18 protein-coding genes are annotated in these 13,936 nt (G+C 66.6%); 12 read left to right on the plus strand and 6 right to left on the minus strand.

All coding sequences use genetic code 11. The features are described 5' to 3' along the window. Positions 1-237: 237 nt before the first annotated feature. A complete protein-coding gene (locus ABC383_RS17815) occupies positions 238-477 on the minus strand; it encodes a hypothetical protein (protein ID WP_413015583.1) in 240 nt (79 codons plus the stop codon). 187 nt (positions 478-664) lie between these two features. Between ABC383_RS17815 and ABC383_RS17820 the strand changes: the two genes are divergently transcribed. Both ABC383_RS17820 and ABC383_RS17825 read left to right on the plus strand, forming a co-directional pair. Further along, positions 665-1,390 carry a Crp/Fnr family transcriptional regulator gene (locus ABC383_RS17820; RefSeq protein ID WP_413015585.1) on the plus strand — a complete coding sequence of 242 codons (726 nt, stop codon included), beginning with the start codon at positions 665-667 and terminating at the stop codon, positions 1,388-1,390. A 170-nt stretch (positions 1,391-1,560) separates the two neighbouring features. Beyond that, positions 1,561-1,977, plus strand: coding sequence for a hypothetical protein (locus ABC383_RS17825; RefSeq protein WP_413015586.1), 417 nt, complete (start codon positions 1,561-1,563; stop codon positions 1,975-1,977). A gap of 81 nt (positions 1,978-2,058) precedes the next feature. On the opposite strand, the gene ABC383_RS17830 is transcribed toward ABC383_RS17825, so the two are convergent. Then, the gene (locus ABC383_RS17830) at positions 2,059-3,165 is read right to left on the minus strand and encodes a malate/lactate/ureidoglycolate dehydrogenase (protein WP_413015588.1); all 1,107 of its coding nucleotides are present in this window, start codon (positions 3,163-3,165) and stop codon (positions 2,059-2,061) included. Positions 3,166-3,269: 104 nt separating this feature from the next. On the opposite strand from ABC383_RS17830, the gene ABC383_RS17835 reads away from it, so the two are divergent. Continuing rightward, on the plus strand, positions 3,270-3,392 hold the full coding sequence (locus ABC383_RS17835) for a hypothetical protein (RefSeq protein WP_413015590.1): 123 nt from the start codon (positions 3,270-3,272) through the stop codon (positions 3,390-3,392). Positions 3,393-3,460: 68 nt separating this feature from the next. On the opposite strand, the gene ABC383_RS17840 is transcribed toward ABC383_RS17835, so the two are convergent. Next, positions 3,461-3,880, minus strand: coding sequence for a YciI family protein (locus ABC383_RS17840; protein ID WP_413015592.1), 420 nt, complete (start codon positions 3,878-3,880; stop codon positions 3,461-3,463). Positions 3,881-3,925: 45 nt separating this feature from the next. Continuing rightward, positions 3,926-4,339, minus strand: coding sequence for a VOC family protein (locus ABC383_RS17845; protein WP_413015594.1), 414 nt, complete (start codon positions 4,337-4,339; stop codon positions 3,926-3,928). A gap of 148 nt (positions 4,340-4,487) precedes the next feature. Between ABC383_RS17845 and ABC383_RS17850 the strand changes: the two genes are divergently transcribed. Further along, complete coding sequence (locus ABC383_RS17850; RefSeq protein WP_413015595.1) at positions 4,488-4,940, plus strand: winged helix-turn-helix transcriptional regulator; 453 nt, start codon at positions 4,488-4,490, stop codon at positions 4,938-4,940. Here the strand turns inward: ABC383_RS17850 and ABC383_RS17855 are convergent. Continuing rightward, positions 4,924-5,874: a MerR family transcriptional regulator gene (locus ABC383_RS17855; RefSeq protein ID WP_413015597.1), complete on the minus strand. Its 951-nt coding sequence runs from the start codon at positions 5,872-5,874 to the stop codon at positions 4,924-4,926. The two genes, ABC383_RS17850 and ABC383_RS17855, sit on opposite strands and share 17 nt — an antisense overlap. Positions 5,875-6,221: 347 nt before the next feature. On the opposite strand from ABC383_RS17855, the gene ABC383_RS17860 reads away from it, so the two are divergent. Genes ABC383_RS17860 through ABC383_RS17895 form a run of 8 tightly spaced genes read left to right on the plus strand, consistent with a single transcriptional unit; the run spans position 6,222 to position 13,134 of the window. After that, on the plus strand, positions 6,222-7,517 hold the full coding sequence (locus tag ABC383_RS17860; protein WP_413015599.1) for an NAD(P)/FAD-dependent oxidoreductase: 1,296 nt from the start codon (positions 6,222-6,224) through the stop codon (positions 7,515-7,517). After that, the gene (locus ABC383_RS17865; RefSeq protein WP_413015601.1) at positions 7,514-8,290 is read left to right on the plus strand and encodes a DUF1365 domain-containing protein; all 777 of its coding nucleotides are present in this window, start codon (positions 7,514-7,516) and stop codon (positions 8,288-8,290) included. The genes ABC383_RS17860 and ABC383_RS17865 overlap by 4 nt, the downstream gene beginning before the upstream one ends. Then, positions 8,287-9,516, plus strand: coding sequence for a class I SAM-dependent methyltransferase (locus ABC383_RS17870; protein WP_413015603.1), 1,230 nt, complete (start codon positions 8,287-8,289; stop codon positions 9,514-9,516). Before ABC383_RS17865 ends, ABC383_RS17870 begins: the two co-directional genes overlap by 4 nt. Continuing rightward, positions 9,513-10,097, plus strand: a complete 585-nt coding sequence (locus tag ABC383_RS17875) for a chalcone isomerase family protein (RefSeq protein ID WP_413015605.1) — start codon at positions 9,513-9,515, stop codon at positions 10,095-10,097. Before ABC383_RS17870 ends, ABC383_RS17875 begins: the two co-directional genes overlap by 4 nt. Then, positions 10,094-11,356, plus strand: coding sequence for an MFS transporter (locus tag ABC383_RS17880; RefSeq protein ID WP_413015607.1), 1,263 nt, complete (start codon positions 10,094-10,096; stop codon positions 11,354-11,356). The genes ABC383_RS17875 and ABC383_RS17880 overlap by 4 nt, the downstream gene beginning before the upstream one ends. Beyond that, positions 11,353-11,898: a DUF3833 domain-containing protein gene (locus ABC383_RS17885; RefSeq protein ID WP_413015609.1), complete on the plus strand. Its 546-nt coding sequence runs from the start codon at positions 11,353-11,355 to the stop codon at positions 11,896-11,898. The genes ABC383_RS17880 and ABC383_RS17885 overlap by 4 nt, the downstream gene beginning before the upstream one ends. Further along, entirely contained in the window at positions 11,895-12,671 is a 777-nt protein-coding gene (locus tag ABC383_RS17890; RefSeq protein WP_413015611.1) for an SDR family NAD(P)-dependent oxidoreductase, read from the plus strand. Before ABC383_RS17885 ends, ABC383_RS17890 begins: the two co-directional genes overlap by 4 nt. 10 nt (positions 12,672-12,681) lie before the next feature. Further along, positions 12,682-13,134 (plus strand): nuclear transport factor 2 family protein, encoded by a 453-nt coding sequence (locus ABC383_RS17895; RefSeq protein WP_413015613.1) that lies wholly within the window; start codon positions 12,682-12,684, stop codon positions 13,132-13,134. A gap of 7 nt (positions 13,135-13,141) precedes the next feature. On the opposite strand, the gene ABC383_RS17900 is transcribed toward ABC383_RS17895, so the two are convergent. Next, positions 13,142-13,885 carry a CBS domain-containing protein gene (locus ABC383_RS17900; protein ID WP_413015614.1) on the minus strand — a complete coding sequence of 248 codons (744 nt, stop codon included), beginning with the start codon at positions 13,883-13,885 and terminating at the stop codon, positions 13,142-13,144. Positions 13,886-13,936 lie beyond the last annotated feature (51 nt).

Raw genomic sequence — 13,936 nt, forward strand, 5'->3', positions numbered from 1 at the left:
TAAGACGGTTTTATGGAAATGAATTAAAAATTGATTAGTGGAAACTGTTCAGAATATACTTTTAGTATAGTTGAAAATATGAAATAGGTTGTATAAATAAAAGCCTTTATTCCTGAAACAATTGCACTGTGATTTGTGCCATGTTTTCATGCCCGAATTCCGGCAATTCGCTTGCGGAATAAATAGTTGCCGCTCAAGAGATAAAAACCACTTTCGCCGTCTTTTAAAGAGTCGTGTTCATTGCCCATCTGCCTTCCATGTTTTTAAGGATAAGCAATGCAGGGTGCCAGCTTCGCCGTATGCTGCGCCTGAATCCGCCATGGACGATAGAGAAAACCAGTTGTTGAAAAAAAGAATCCCATTGCAGGCGATGGCGCGCAAGGCATCTATTGCAGCGCCTACCGCAGCAATGGCAGTGCAACCGCCGTTCAAAATCTCTTCCTCCGGCGGCGCATATGTCAGCATCCATACTGACATTCGTCGCGCCAAGCCTCAGCATGCCGCTTAACTTCAAAAATGCGAGGCAGACGGAATTCCATGGCGAGTTCGATTCGGGAGGGCGCAATGAAAAACACTAATCTTGTCCATTGCGCAGTGGTCAATCGATGATTTTTAATCGTCATTTGATACGTCAACGCCTTATTTATAACGATCAAGAAACACGATGTATCAGTCGATGAGCGAAGGACATACCTGCCAGAACCGCATCCTGGCCAGGCTGTCCGCTGAGGATTACGCCAGAATCGCGCCGCAGCTTGAACTGGTGAAAACCAATCTGAAGGATGTCCTCTACGAGCGCGGCCGGCCGATTTCCTATGTGTACTTCCCCTGCAGTTCGGCGCATTCCAACCTCATCATGCTGGAAAACGGCTCGGCAGTGGAGGTCGGTACGGTCGGCAATGAGGGCTTGTCGGGGGTGGAATTGCTGATCGGCGCCAGCACCGCCATCGAGACCGGCATTTGCCAGGTCGCAGGCACCAGCCTGCGCATGAGCGCGCAGGACTTCCGGGCGGCGGTGCAGGGGAAAACCGCGTTGCGGCTGCTGGCGGAACGGTATTTCCACGGTTATCTGTCGCAGGTATCCCAGTCGGTCGCCTGCAATCGCATGCACACCATCGTGCAGCGCTTCGCGCGCTGGCTGCTGATCATGCATGACCGTGTGCGTGGCGAGGAATTTTCCCTGACCCAGGAATTCCTGGCGACCATGCTCGGGGTGCACCGGCCCAGCGTCAGCATGGTGGCAGGGGAGTTCCAGAAGGCCGGGCTGATCGAATATACCCGCGGCCAGATGAAGATCATCGACCGCGCGGTGCTCGAAACGATGTCCTGCGAGTGCTATGGCATCGTGCGCTCGCAATTCGAGAAGGCGCTGGGAACGCCGCACGGTTGATTACTGTCGCTGTGCTTGACTCAGAGCAATGCGCCGGCGGCCCGGACGCACTACATTGTTGATCATTTGTCATGCCTGCTGGCGTACGACGATAATAGTCGTCGTTTAGCGAACACGCGCCGCGTCAGCGTCGTCTGCATCTGATCAACCTGTTTCGAAAAGGACCTTCCATGTTCAAGCCTTTAGCCACCGGATTTCTGGCCGTCAGCCTGCTGTTTTCCGCTTCCGGTTGCACCACGCTCGCCGATGCCCGCGCCGGGCAGGGCACGGGCGAGGTGCGCATCTACGATGCTTCCTGGGACAAGGTGTGGAACACGATACCCGTGGTGCTGAAGGATCTCGGCCTGAAGGAAGAGGGCTTTCACAAGGGAACCGGCTATGTGGTGGCGCAAAGCACGCTGCCCATGCTGAGGTCGCTGCCGGGCGTTGGCGTGGGCGAGAACATCGCCATCTTCGTCGACAAGGCCGATAGCCCGAACCGGACCAAGGTGGAAGTGGTGGCAAAGAACAAGTTCTCGGTCGATGCCTTCGCCAACAAGTGGGAAGGCAAGGTCCACGAGCAGCTGGCGACCAGGCTGGCGCGCTGATTTCCGAGGCAGCCGGGACACCGGCTGCCGACCTCGTCAGGCAGCGGGCGCCCCGTCGGGCGCGGCGCCATCGGCCCCGGTTCAGCCGGCCGCAACGCCCGCCAGTTCCCCGATCCGGGCATCCGTCATGCCCACCGCCCGCGCGGTGTCGCTGATCTGCTTCCACGTTGCCTTGTCTACCGGCGTGCCGTGCGCGCTGCGCTCGGCGCGCCGCGCCAGTTCCGGTTCGCCCGGCAGCAGCACCTCGTCTACTCCTTGCGCCCGGCGCGACGCCTTGAGCCAGGCGATGAAGGCGTCGGCCTCGCCCTCGGCATCGGGGGCGTCGAAGGCGGTGGGGCTGACGATGACGGACATCATGCAGTTGATGATGGCGCTGTTGGTCATCAACGTGCCGTCATGGGTGGTGAAGCCGCCGGACAGCGCGCCGGCAAAGATCTCGCACATGGCGGCCATGCCATAGCCCTTGTGCCCGCCGAAGGGCAGCAGGCTGCCGCGCGGGTCTTCGTGCACGACGCGCGGCTCGTTGCTGGGCTGGCCGGTGTGGTCGATCAGGCTGTCGGGCGGCACCTGATGCCCCTTGTTGTAGGCCACGCGGGTCTTGCCGAAGGCGATGCGGCTGGTGGCGAAGTCCAGCACCAGCGGCGGCTTGCCGGCGCGCGGGAAGGCGGCGCAGAACGGGTTGGTGCCGATGCGCGCATCGATGCCGCCAAAGGCCGCCACCAGCGGGTCGCCCGCCACGTTGACGAAGTGGAAGGACACCATGCCGGCCTGCGCGCACTGCTCGGCCCAGTGGCCGATGCGGCCGATGTGATGGGCGTTGCGCAGGCCCACAGCGCAGATGCCGAGCTGGCCGGCGCGGGCAATGCCGGCCTGCATCGCTTCATGCGCCACCACCTGGCCGAAGCCGCGTCCGCCTTCCACCGTCAGCACCGCGCCGGCATCGCGCGCGATCCGTGCATGCATGTTGAGCTTGAGCTCGCCGTCCTGCAGCGAGCGCAGGTAGCGCGGAATCATGCCGACGCCATGCGAATCATGGCCTGACAGATTGGCCTGCACCAGATGGTCGGCCACCAGCCGCGCTTCGGTCGGTTCGCTGCCCGCCTGCTCCCATAGCGCGCTGACCAGCGCATGCAGGCGGCTGGCGTCGATCAGGATCTCGGTTCCGGTGGAAGTGTCCTTGGCATTCATTGTCTCTGTCTCCTTGTTTGTTATGGCGTACGCAGCGCCGGCTTCGGCGTCGCGGCAGGGCATCATAGAGGGGGAAGCGGCGCAGCGGCAAGCCGGCGCCGGACGTGCTTGATCAAACCGGCGCGCTGGCGGTGACGGTGATGGGGAGAGTGGAGAGTGGAGGCGCGCGGGACTGGCGGCGCGCGCCGGATGCGGCAATGGGGATGCCGCGCCTGGGCAGGGCTTGACCTGGCAGGGAAGGCCAAGGCCCGTGTCCGCAGCCTGCATGGGCGGCGCCCGGGCGCCGCCGCGTGGCTTAGCCCGGCTGCCCGCCGGCCTGCATTTCCTGGAAGCCGGCGGCGGCCTGCTGCACGTCGGGCGGGAATTCATCGAATTCCTGCACCTGGCGCACTTCGATGATTTCATTGCCCGACGCCGGGCAGCGGCTGGCCCAGGCAATCGCTTCCGCGCGCGACGCGACCTCGATCATCCAGTAGCCGCCCAGCACTTCCTGCACGCCGGGGAAGGGGCCATCGGTGACCCTGGGCGTGCCGCCTTCGAAGCTAACGCGGGCGCCGGCGGCCGGCGGATGCAGGCCGTTCAGGTCGCGCAGCACGCCGGCTTCCTTCAGCGCCTCGTTGTACTTCATCATGGCTTCCACGGCCTTGGCATCGGGCATGGTGCCCGCGGCGGCGGTTTCGTAGCCCTTGGGGATCATCAGCATCATGAAACGCATGGCGGTAGTCCTTTTGAAGGTTGAGCGGGATGAATCGACGGCGCTTCAGGCGGGGACGAGGACCATCCAGCCCAGACCGTAGCGGTCGGCCAGCATGCCGAAGCGGGAAGAGAAGAAGGTGGGCGCCATCGGCATGCGGATCTGGCCGCCTTCGGCCAGTGCGGCGAACAGGCGTTCCGCCTCGGCGTCGCTGGCGGCGTTGAGCGCCAGCGAAAAGCCGCTGAAACCGGTCGTGCCCGAGCAGTTGCCGTCGGAAACCATCACCGTGCTGTCGCCGATGCGCATGCTGGCATGCATGATGCGGTTTTCCGAGCCGGGCGGCAGCATGCCGGGCGGCGGAGGGGCGGGGCTGTCGCTGTAACGCATGAGCTGCGTGATTTCGGCGCCGAGCACATCGCGGTAGAACATCAGTGCTTCTTCACAACGGCCTTCGAAAAACACATAAGGCTGGATCTGCATGGCATTTCTCCCGTTGGCTTGATGGATGCTGCCGGATGGCGCTCCTGGCTGGCAGGACAACGAAGTCCGGTTTGTTTGCCAATGCGCCTGCAGCGGGGTCGAGTATAGCAATTCACTTGCATTATGCAAGCGTGTTAAGATCTTATGCATGAAACGTGCTGAAAACAAGTCGCATTGTCCAGTCAATTTCGCCTTGGAAACCTTTGGCGATGCCTGGTCGCTGCTGATCGTGCGCGACATCGTGTTCTGGGGCAAGCGCACCTACAAGGAATTCCTGGCGTCGGACGAAGCCATTTCCACCAATGTGCTGGCGGCGCGGCTGGCGCATCTCGAGCAGCGCGGCATCCTGGTGCGCGAGCCGCATGGCAGCGACCGCCGGCGCGAGGTCTATACGCTGACGGAGAAGGGGCTCGGGCTGATCCCGGTCCTGCTGGAGATGTCGGGCTGGAGCGCCCGCAACGATCCCGACACCACCGCGCCCCAGGCCTTTGTCGATGCGGTGTATGCCGACCGCGCCACCATGTTCGCCGCGGTGCAGGACGCGGTGCGGCGCGGCGGCTCGCTGTTCGGGGAAGGCGGCCTGCTCAGGCGCCCGGCGTGATGTCGCCGGCGCTGCCGCTGCGAGCGGCGCGCCAGGCGGCAAGCGCTTCCTGCGCATGCTGTATCGACGGCAGCACCCGCACGCCAGCCTGCGGCTGCAGCCGCTCGACGCCGGCGCCGCCGGCCCAGAGTTCGACGCCGTCCGGCAGCAGGGCGCGCAGTTGCGCCAGTTGCGGCGCCACCTGGCGCAATGCGTAGGCGCCGGAAAACGAGAGCGCCACCACGTCCGCCTGCTGCGCCCGCGCCGCCATCGCGATGTCGAACAGCGGGGTCTGGATGCCCAGCGAGATGCAGGAAGCGCCGTCCAGCGCCAGCAGCGCTTCCACCATCAACAGGCCCAGTCCGTGCTGCTCTTCGGGCACCGTGGTCAGCAGGATGCGCGGGCTGCCGGCCTGCTGCGCCGGCAGGGTGGCGATCGCCTGGCGCAGCAGGGCCTGCACCTGTTCGGTGTACAGGTGCTCTTCAAAGATCTCGAATTCCCCGCTCATCCAGGCCTCGCCCACCGCCCGGTTCAACGCCGGCAGCGTCTGGATGACGAAGTTCTGCAGGCCCTGGCGCAGCATGGCCTGGTTGAGGGCGCTGCGCAGCTGCGGCACGTCATGGCCTTTCACCAGCGCCAGCAGTGGCTGCACGAACGGATCGGCGGCTGCCGGCTGCCGTGCCGGCGCGGCAGCCGCCGCGCCCAGGGCCTGCAATTCCTCCTCGCTGGCAGCCATCAGGCGTCCCGGCCGATGGCCCTGGTCCATCAGCCGCTTCAAAAGCCGCAGCCGGTCGACCTGGACGGCCGGGTAGAGCCGCTCGCCATGGGCGTCGCGATCCGGCCTGGGGAAGCCGTAACGCCGTTCCCAGACGCGCAGGATGTCCTTGGACAATCCGGTTTCCCGCTCCGTCGCCGTAATGCCTAGCGCCGGCCGCAGCTGCTGTGAAGAACTCATTTTGTCCTGGACAAATTGTTGACAAGAAATTGGGTCCTGTCTATATTAGCCAGCGTCAACAGGCTTGTCCATGACAAAAAAAGTTTCCAGGTTTCCAGATCATTGCATCCGGATGCTTGCTCGACACGTATAACAATTTGAAGATCCGCCGGATTCCGCGCCGTCTAGTGCATGGAAACGTCGGGCTATTGCTGCAGCCCGTTTTGTCATGGACAAACTGGGAGACGAAGGTCGAAAGTCGATTACTTTAATGACGAGGGAGCGAGCATGGACCACACGATGCCAGGCCGGCCGGCGCAGGCCGGAAACGGGCGGTAGAGGCTGAATGCGGCCGCAGGCGCATAGCGGTGGTGGGCGCCGGCATCGCGGGCCTGGCAAGCGCATGGCTGCTATCGCAGCGCTACCAGGTGACGCTGTACGAGGCGGGCAATTATCTGGGCGGCCATACCAACACCGTGGATGTGAAGGTCGATGGCATCAGCCATCCGGTCGACACCGGCTTCCTGGTCTTCAATCACCATACCTATCCAAACCTGACCGCGATGCTGGACCACCTGCAGGTCGACAGCCTGGCGACCGACATGTCGTTCGCGGTCAGCCTGGACCAGCCCGACCTGGAATGGGCCGGCAGCAGCCTGGGCACGGTGTTCGGGCAGAAGCGCAACCTGCTGCGGCCGGCTTTCTGGCGCATGCTGGCCGACATCCTGCGCTTCAATCGCCACAGCGTGGCCTGGCTGCAAGCCCATCCGGAGGGCCGCATGACGCTGCGCGACTTCCTGCGGGAAGGCGGCTATTCCCGGGCCTTCGCCGACTGGTACCTGCTACCCATGGCGGCGGCGATCTGGTCCTGCCCGGCGGGACAGATGCTGGACTATCCGCTGGCGACCTTCGTGCGCTTCTGCCGCAATCATGGCCTGCTGCAGGTGTTCGGCCGGCCGCAGTGGCGCTCCATCGTCGGCGGCGGCAGGGAATATGTGCGCAAGCTGGCGGCCGGCATCGGCCATGTCCGGCTGGCCACGCCGGTACGTCGGGTGCGCCGGGTCGAATTCGGCGCGCTGGTGGAAACCGACCATGACTGCCGGCTGTTCGACGACGTGGTGCTGGCCTGCCACAGCGACCAGGCGCTGGCGCTGCTGGGCGCCGACGCCAGCGCCGATGAACGCCGCCTGCTGGGCGCGATCCGCTATCAGCCCAATCGCGCCGTGCTGCATACCGATCCGCGCCTGCTGCCGCGCAACCGCGCGCTCTGGTCGGCCTGGAATTACCAGGCCGCCAGCGATGCGTCCGGCGCGGCGCCCGTGGGCGTGTCCTACCTGATCAACCGGCTGCAGCCGCTGCCCTTCGACACGCCGGTCATCGTGACCCTGAATCCGCGCCGCGAACCGGCTGCGCACACCGTGCTGGCGGAGTTCGATTACGCCCATCCGCTGTTTGACAGCGCCGCCATCGCGGCCCAGGAGGAGCTGGCGCTGCGGCAGGGGCAAGACGGCATCTGGCTGTGCGGCGCCTGGAATGGCTACGGCTTCCATGAAGACGGTTTGAAATCGGCGCTGCGGGTGGCCAATGCGCTCGGCTGCCATGCGCCGTGGCAGGAAGGCGCGGCGATGCAATCCGCCCCGGTGGAACAGGCGCGCGCGGCATGAAGCCGGCGCCGCGCCTGTTCATGGGCCAAGTGATGCACCGTCGCCTGCGGCCAGTGGCCAACCGCTTCGTCTACCCGGTCTGCTTCTGCCTGCTGCCGCTATCGGCGCTGGAAGCCAGCGCCAACCGGCTGTTTTCCGTCAACCGCTTCAACCTGCTGAGCTTTCATTACGCCGACCATGGCGCGCGCGACAGCAGCCATCCGCTGCCATGGATACGCGCGCTGCTGGCGCAGTCGGGTCTCTATGCCGACGGCGAAATCTGGCTGCAATGCTTTCCGCGCATGCTGGGCTTCGTGTTCAATCCGGTCAGCTTCTGGTTCTGCCATGCGGCCGATGGCACGCTGGTGGCGGTGCTGGCGGAAGTCAGCAACACCTTCGGCCAGCGCCATCGCTACCTGCTGGCCCATGACGACGGCAGAGCGCTGGCCGAGGGCGAAACGCTGCAGGCGGCCAAGACCTTCCATGTCTCGCCGTTTCTCGCAGTGCAGGGCCACTACCGCTTCCGCTTCTACTCCCGCAGCGTGAACAACGCGCCATTCTGGCGGCTCGCCCGCATCGAGCATGCCGATGCCGCCGGCGACCTGCTGCATACCGCCTTGTCCGGCCAGGCCGTGGCGCTGGACGCGCCGGGCGTGCTGCGTGCGGCGCTTTGTTATCCCTTCATGACGCTCCTGATCGTGCTGCGCATCCACTGGCAGGCACTGAAGCTGTGGTGCAAGGGCGCGCCGTTTTTCCGCCAACCTCCTTCTCCGCTCAACGACAAACAACCATGACCACTCCGGACCATATGCTCAGCCTGCCCGCCGCCATCGGCGCGTTGCCGCGTAGTGCTGCTGTCCTGCTGAAGATGCTGGAAAACCTCCGCCACGGCAGGCTGGACATGCGCCTGCCGGATGGCGGGCACTGCTGCTTCGGCGACGACCAGGCCGGGCCGCATGCGCATATCGAGATCAGCGACTGGCGCCTGTTCGACGAGGTGCTGGCGCGCGGCGACATCGGCCTGGCCGAGTCCTATATCGCCGGCGACTGGCACAGTCCCGACCTGGCCGCGCTGCTGACGCTGCTGGCCAGCAACCGCGACGCGCTGGCCCATGCGGTCTATGGCCAGTGGTGGCGCCTGCTGGCTGCGCGCCTGCGCCACCTTGTGCGCGACAACAGCCGGGCCGGTTCGCGCCGCAACATCATGGCCCACTACGACCTGGGCAATGACTTCTACAGTCTCTGGCTCGATCCCACGATGAGCTATTCCAGCGCGCTGTACGAGGGCGATGCCGCCAGGCCGCTGGCCGAGGCGCAGCTGGCCAAATACCGCCGCATCCTGCAGCGGCTGGGCGCATCGCCCGGCCAGCGGATACTGGAAATCGGCTGCGGCTGGGGCGGCTTCGCCGAAGTGGCGGCGCGCGAGGCGGGCGTCGAGGTGGTGGGCGTGACGCTGTCGCCGGCGCAGCTGGAATATGCGCAGGCCAGGATGCGGCGCGCCGGCCTGGACGGCCAGGTCAGGCTGCTGCTCTGCGACTACCGCGACCTTGGCGGCGAGCAGTTCGACCATATCGTGTCGATCGAGATGTTCGAGGCGGTGGGCGAGCGCTGGTGGCCTTCCTACTTCAACGCGCTGCAGCGACTGTTGAAGCCGGGCGGCCGCGCCGTAGTGCAGAGCATCACCATACGCGACGACCTGTTTGCCCGCTATCGGCGCGGCACCGACTTCATCCAGCAGCATGTCTTCCCCGGCGGCATGCTGCCCAGCCCGTCGGCCTTTGCCAGGCAGGCCAGCCGCGCCGGGCTGGCACTGAGCGACAGCCATGCCTTCGGCCCGGACTATGCGCGCACGCTGGCCGCATGGGCGCAAAGTGTGGAGCAGCGCTGGACCGAAGTCGCCGCACTGGGCTTCGACGAGCGCTTCCACCGCGTCTGGCGCTTTTACCTGGCCTACTGCGAAGCCGGCTTCGACAGCGGCTGCACCGATGTCATGCAGTTCGAGCTGCGGCACGCATCATGAACGGCTGGCCGGCAGCGGCTATTCTGCGCGCTCCATGGCGCCGTGCGGTGACGGCCGCCGTCGCCGCCTGTGCGCTGCTGTGCGCGAACGGGCCGGCGCTGGCCCTGCCCGATGCACTCCGCGACAATCCCGGCGTTGCGCCCGGCGCCTGGACCCGCTGGGGCAGCGGCGAAATGCGCTGGCTGGGCATCGCCTTGTACGAAGCCACGCTGTACGTGGCCGGCAATGATGCCGGGCAGGCGCCGCTGGCCCTGCGCCTGGCATACCGGCGCGACATTCCCGGCGTGCGCCTGGTGCAGGCAAGCATGGAGGAAATGCGCAGGCTGGGCGCCGATCCGTCCCGGCTGCCCGAGTGGGAAGCGCAGCTGCAGCGTCTGTTCCCTGATGTGCGCAAGGGCGACAGCATTACCGGCGTGCGCATTCCCGGCCAGGGCGTGCGCTTCTTCCACCAGGACCGGCTGCGCGGCGAGTTGGCCGATGCCGAATTCGGCCGCTGGTTCTTCGCCATCTGGCTGCATCCGGACAGCCGCAACCCCGGCTTGCGCAGCCAGTTGCTGCAAGCGCCGCGCAAACCTTCATGAGCACCGCGCCCGGCCTGCGCCAGACGCTGTGCTACGGCGCGCTTGGACTGCCGCTGGCGATGGCGGCCCTGCCGCTGTATGTCCACCTGCCGCAGCGCTATGCGCAGGCGGGGCTGTCGCTGGAACTGCTGGGCGGGCTGCTGCTGGCGGCGCGCCTGGCCGATGCCGGCATCGACCCGCTGCTGGGCGCCTGGACCGACCGCATGCCGCGGCGCGGCCCGCCGCTGGCGCTGGCGCTGGCAATGCTGGCCGGCGGCCTGTTCGGCCTGATGCACCCGCCGTCACAGGGCGCCGCCGCCTGGCTGCTGCTGTTCATGCTGCTGACCTTCCTCGGTTTCTCGCTGGCCACCATCGTCCACCAGAGCTGGGGCACGGAAGTCGGCGGCACTGCCGCCGGACGCACCCGCCTGACCGCCAGCCGCGAAGGCTTTGGCCTGCTCGGCATAGTGCTGGCGGCAGCGCTGCCGGGGCTGCTGTCGGCCGACCTGGCGCGCGGCCTGTCGCTGCTGGCCTGGCTCTATCCGCTGCTGGTGCTAGGCGCCGCGCTGCTGGCCTGGCGCGGTGCGCCGGCGCTGCCGGGGCGAGTTGCCGTGGCGCCGGCGCGCCTGGCCGCCGGCATGGGCCAGGCATGGCGCAATCCGCGCTTTGCACGCCTCTTGGCAGTGTTTGCGGTCAATGGCATTGCCGGCGCGCTGCCGGCCACGCTGGTGCTGTTTTTCGTCGCCGACGTGCTGCAGGCGCCGCAATGGAGCGGGCCGCTGCTGGCGCTGTACTTCCTGGCCGGCGCGCTCGGCCTGCCGCTGTGGGTCAGGCTGGCGCGACGCCTGGGCCGCATGCGCGCCTGGACGCTGGGCATGCTGCTGGCGGCGGCCGCCTTCGCCGGCACGCTGGGCATCGCCGCGGGTGACGTGGCGCTGTTCGCCCTGGTATGCCTGCTGTCGGGCCTGGCGCTCGGCGCCGATCTGGCGCTGCCGGCGGCGCTGCTGGCCGACATCGCTGAGGCCGACGCCGGCGCGCGGCAGGCGCATGGGGCTGGCGCCTATTTCGGCTGGTGGAACCTGGTGGCCAAGCTCAATCTGGCGCTGGCCGCCGGCATCGCCCTGCCGGCGCTGGCATGGCTGGGTTACGCGCCCGGCGCCACCGGGCCGGCCGCCCGCGCCGCGCTGACCGGCGCTTATTGCCTGTTGCCGCTGGCGCTCAAGCTGCTGGCCGCCGCGCTTGCGTGGCGCTGGCGTAGATTACTGGAGATCCGGACATGAAAAAACTGCTTGCCACCGCTTCCCTGTGCATGCTGCTGGGCGGCTGCGCCGGCGTGCCGGTCGCGCATTACCAGGCGGCCCAGCCGGTGCTGGACCTGCCGCGCTATTTCAACGGCACCGTGGATGGCTGGGGCATGTTCCAGTCGCGCTCGGGCGAAGTCGTCAAGCGCTTCCATGTGGTGATCGAGGCCAGCTGGACCGGGCGCGACGGCGAACAGGTGGGCACGCTGGATGAACGCTTCAGCTGGTCCGACGGCACCACGTCGCGCCGGGTATGGACCATCCGCCGTGACGGCGAGCGCGGCTTTACCGGCCGTGCCGGCGATGTGGTCGGGCCGGCGCGCGGCGAAACCGCGGGCAATGCGCTGCACTGGCGCTACGTGCTGGCGCTGCCGATCGATGGCAGGGTGTGGAACGTGGATGTCGACGACTGGATGTTCCTGGTGGACGAGAAGGTGATGCTGAACCGCTCGGCGGTGAGCAAGTTCGGCATCCATGTCGGCGACGTCACCCTGAGCTTCATGAAGCGGCCGGCGCCATGAACCCGGCAATCACCGACTGGCGCGGCAGGCGGGTCTGGCTGCTGGGCGCATCCAGCGGCATCGGCGCGGCGCTGGCGCGGGCATTGCTGGCGCGTGGCGCCAGGGTGGCGCTGTCGGCACGCAAGGAAAGCATGCTGCAGCAGCTTGCCGGCAACGCGCCCGACGCGGCCGATGCGCTGGTGCTGCCATGCGACGCAGCCGATCCGGCCAGCCTGGCGCGGGCCGCTGCCTTCCTGGTGGATCGCTGGGGCGGCGTCGATGTGGCGGTCTATCTCGCCGCCGACTACCAGCCGATGCGCGCCTGGGAGCTCGATCTCGATGTCGCCAGCCGCATGATAGACATCAACCTGCGCGGCGCCGTCGCGTTTGCCGCATGCGTCGTGCCCTGCCTGCTGCGGCAGGGACACGGCCAGCTGGCCTTCGTCGCCAGCGTGGCCGGCTACGGCGGCCTGCCGAAGTCGCTGATCTATGGCCCGACCAAGGCCGCGCTGATCAATTTCGCCGAAACCCTGTACCTGGACCTGGCGGCTAAGGGCCTGGGCGTGCGGGTGATCAATCCGGGTTTCGTCGCCACGCCGCTCACCGCCGGCAACGACTTTTCGATGCCCGCGCTGATCACGCCGGAGCAGGCGGCCCAGGCAATACTCAAGGGCTATGCCGGCAGCGCGTTCGAAATCGATTTTCCGCGCCGCTTCACGCTGCCGATGAAGCTGCTGTCGCTCCTGCCGTACCGCTGGTATTTCCCGCTGGTGCGGCGCATTACCGGACTGTGAAGGAAGCACCATGGAGACCGCGCAAGCGCTGGCCAGGCTGGCCGACTATTTCGAGACCATGACGCCGGAAAGCGTGAGCCGCATCGGCGACTACTATGCGGCCGACGCCCGCTTCAAGGACCCGTTCAACGACGTGCGCGGCGTGCCCGCGATAGGGCAGGTGTTTCATCACATGTTCGGCCAGGTCGGACAGCCGCGCTTCATCGTCACGGATCGCATCGGCGGCGAGGGCGGCGAGGGCAGCGAGGGCAGCGCAGTGCTGCTCTGGCAGTTTCACTTCAACGCCCGCTTCGGCCTGCGGGAACGGCAGCAGCGCATCCAGGGCGCCTCGCATCTGCGCTTCGATGGCGCCGGCCTGGTGGTGCTGCACCGGGACTACTGGGACGCCGCCGAAGAGCTGTATGGCAAGCTGCCGCTGCTGGGAAGCCTGATGCGGGCACTGGCCAGGAAGCTGGCCGCCTGAGCCACGTTCAGGCGCCGCGCTGCCCCGGGGCCGGCTGATCCGGCTCGGGCGGTGCCTCCACCACCATGCCGCTGGTCGGCTCGCACCAGATCAGGTGGTCATGCACGGCGGTCACGCCCGGTATGTTGCGGGCCGCCACGCACAGGGCTTCGCGCTCCCGCCCGTCGAGGATGGTGCCATACAGATGCACCTCGCCGTTCTGCACCGCCACATCGAGCATCGAGCGCGGCGCCCAGGCGCTGGCCGCCAGTTCCGCTTCCAGCTGCCGGCGTATCTGCGCGTCGGACGGCGATACCGACGGCAGCGAGGGCGCGGCCAGCGCCAGGGCGCGCAGCAGATTGGCGCGGGTGATGATGCCGACCAGCCGGCCGTCTTCCAGCACCGGCACGCGCTTGATGCGCTGCTTCTCCATCATGTCCACCACCTGCTGCAGCGGCATGTCGGGGGTGGCGTAATGCAGGCTCTCGCTCATGGCATCGGCCACGGTGCGGCCATGCGCATGGGTGTATTCGGCGGCCAGCTTGCCCGGGCCGATCAAAAATTCCAGCCAGCGCGGACGCCGCCGTTCCGTGCCCAGTTCGCTGCGCCGCAGCAGGTCGCCCTCGGTCAGCATGCCGGCCAGCGCGCCGTTCTCGTCCGTCACCGGCAGGCCGCTGATGCCATGTTCCAGCATGGTCGCGATGGCGTCCCTGAGCCCGCTGTCGCGCCGTACCGTGATGACCCGCCTGCTCATGATGTCCTGTGCTTTCATGGGTTGCCTCCGTGTATGCGGCCCGGCCAATCGGCCGGGCATGGTCCATGG

Source organism: Noviherbaspirillum phoenicis (assembly GCF_047237965.1).
Classification (GTDB): domain Bacteria; phylum Pseudomonadota; class Gammaproteobacteria; order Burkholderiales; family Burkholderiaceae_D; genus Noviherbaspirillum_A.

Coding starts and splice junctions, on each gene's coding strand:
- ABC383_RS17815 (WP_413015583.1), bottom strand. CDS start 477: ATGTCAGTATGGATGCTGACATATGCGCCGCCGGAGGAAGAGATTTTG.
- ABC383_RS17820 (WP_413015585.1), top strand. CDS start 665: ATGTATCAGTCGATGAGCGAAGGACATACCTGCCAGAACCGCATCCTG.
- ABC383_RS17825 (WP_413015586.1), top strand. CDS start 1,561: ATGTTCAAGCCTTTAGCCACCGGATTTCTGGCCGTCAGCCTGCTGTTT.
- ABC383_RS17830 (WP_413015588.1), bottom strand. CDS start 3,165: ATGAATGCCAAGGACACTTCCACCGGAACCGAGATCCTGATCGACGCC.
- ABC383_RS17840 (WP_413015592.1), bottom strand. CDS start 3,880: ATGCGTTTCATGATGCTGATGATCCCCAAGGGCTACGAAACCGCCGCC.
- ABC383_RS17845 (WP_413015594.1), bottom strand. CDS start 4,339: ATGCAGATCCAGCCTTATGTGTTTTTCGAAGGCCGTTGTGAAGAAGCA.
- ABC383_RS17850 (WP_413015595.1), top strand. CDS start 4,488: ATGAAACGTGCTGAAAACAAGTCGCATTGTCCAGTCAATTTCGCCTTG.
- ABC383_RS17855 (WP_413015597.1), bottom strand. CDS start 5,874: ATGAGTTCTTCACAGCAGCTGCGGCCGGCGCTAGGCATTACGGCGACG.
- ABC383_RS17865 (WP_413015601.1), top strand. CDS start 7,514: ATGAAGCCGGCGCCGCGCCTGTTCATGGGCCAAGTGATGCACCGTCGC.
- ABC383_RS17870 (WP_413015603.1), top strand. CDS start 8,287: ATGACCACTCCGGACCATATGCTCAGCCTGCCCGCCGCCATCGGCGCG.
- ABC383_RS17875 (WP_413015605.1), top strand. CDS start 9,513: ATGAACGGCTGGCCGGCAGCGGCTATTCTGCGCGCTCCATGGCGCCGT.
- ABC383_RS17880 (WP_413015607.1), top strand. CDS start 10,094: ATGAGCACCGCGCCCGGCCTGCGCCAGACGCTGTGCTACGGCGCGCTT.
- ABC383_RS17885 (WP_413015609.1), top strand. CDS start 11,353: ATGAAAAAACTGCTTGCCACCGCTTCCCTGTGCATGCTGCTGGGCGGC.
- ABC383_RS17890 (WP_413015611.1), top strand. CDS start 11,895: ATGAACCCGGCAATCACCGACTGGCGCGGCAGGCGGGTCTGGCTGCTG.
- ABC383_RS17895 (WP_413015613.1), top strand. CDS start 12,682: ATGGAGACCGCGCAAGCGCTGGCCAGGCTGGCCGACTATTTCGAGACC.
- ABC383_RS17900 (WP_413015614.1), bottom strand. CDS start 13,885: ATGAAAGCACAGGACATCATGAGCAGGCGGGTCATCACGGTACGGCGC.